The organism is Rodentibacter rarus (genome assembly GCF_001998965.1).
GTDB lineage: Bacteria > Pseudomonadota > Gammaproteobacteria > Enterobacterales > Pasteurellaceae > Rodentibacter > Rodentibacter rarus.
The window spans coordinates 1-1,062 of sequence record NZ_MLHJ01000155.1 but is presented as its reverse complement, the minus strand read 5'-3'; the positions used below and the strand labels follow the sequence as shown (position 1 = coordinate 1,062).

Here is a 1,062-nt window from a genome sequence, read left to right as displayed (position 1 = left end):
TATAAATTCGCAAAATTTTTTGCATAAATTAGGATTTTATTTTGCATAAGCCATTTCCAACTTTTATGCAAAATAAACAATCATTTAAGGAAAATAAAAACGCCCTTTAGATGTGAATTTCATCTCGTCTTTTTTCTTAGGCATAGGTTTACTTCGTTATTTGATTCTTGCAGTTTTCAATTCTCTCTTTAGCAAGTGAAAAATAATGTTCATCTAACTCAAAACCGATAAATCGTCTATTTGTATTAATACAAGCAACACCAGTTGAGCCGCTGCCCATAAAGCAATCAAGTACAATATCATTGTCATGACTACACTTTGTGATTAAATATTCTAATAACGCAACAGGTTTTTCATTTGGATGGGTTAATTTACTAGCTGGAACTCGGTTAAATTGAATGATATCTGTAGGGCGTTTACCGTTAAATCGAAATTCTAGCTTAGAAACGAAAATAATACTTTCATATCTCGATCCAAAAGACCGCTGCAAATCCCCCATACCATGAACAGCTTTATCCCAGATAATTACGTTTTTAGGATTTAGTCCATTTGCGTTCAACTCATTGATGAAATTTTGTTGAACATCCCATCTTGTGAAGATAAACGCACACCCTTTTTGAGATAAAATCCTATCTATGTGCTTGATAAAGTCGATAAATGGCTTTTTATCATTAAGAATTTTGGGAAAGCGTTTTGATTTATCCTTAACCCAGGATGATTGATAATCTATCCCATATGGTGGGTCGGTAAGAATTAAATCAATTGCACGATCTTGAATATCACTTAGTAACTCTAAACAATCCCCTTGAGATAATTGTATGCGCATAAATTCCTCGTTAAATAAATTAAATTGCCATTGTGTTTTAAAAGGCGTTTTGTTTTCCTTAAATGGTTGTTTATTTTGCATAACAATCGGGATGGAACAGAAAAAATAGAATCTGATTTTATGCAAAATATTTGGCGAATTTATATACCGTGTCGCCGTCTTCACTTTTTAAAGATAATGGCTAAATCATTCGGGCTAAACCTCCATCCTCTGTCACTGTTGTCAATGATCTTCCA

1 protein-coding gene is annotated in these 1,062 nt (G+C 33.0%); it reads right to left on the bottom strand.

Going from position 1 to position 1,062, the window contains the following annotated elements:
* Window positions 1-148: 148 nt before the first annotated feature.
* Window positions 149-907 (bottom strand): DNA-methyltransferase, encoded by a 759-nt coding sequence (locus BKK50_RS12030; protein WP_077418446.1) that lies wholly within the window; start codon window positions 905-907, stop codon window positions 149-151.
* Between the last annotated feature and the right edge of the window lie 155 nt (window positions 908-1,062).

Coding starts and splice junctions, on each gene's coding strand:
- BKK50_RS12030 (WP_077418446.1), bottom strand. CDS start 907: ATGCAAAATAAACAACCATTTAAGGAAAACAAAACGCCTTTTAAAACA.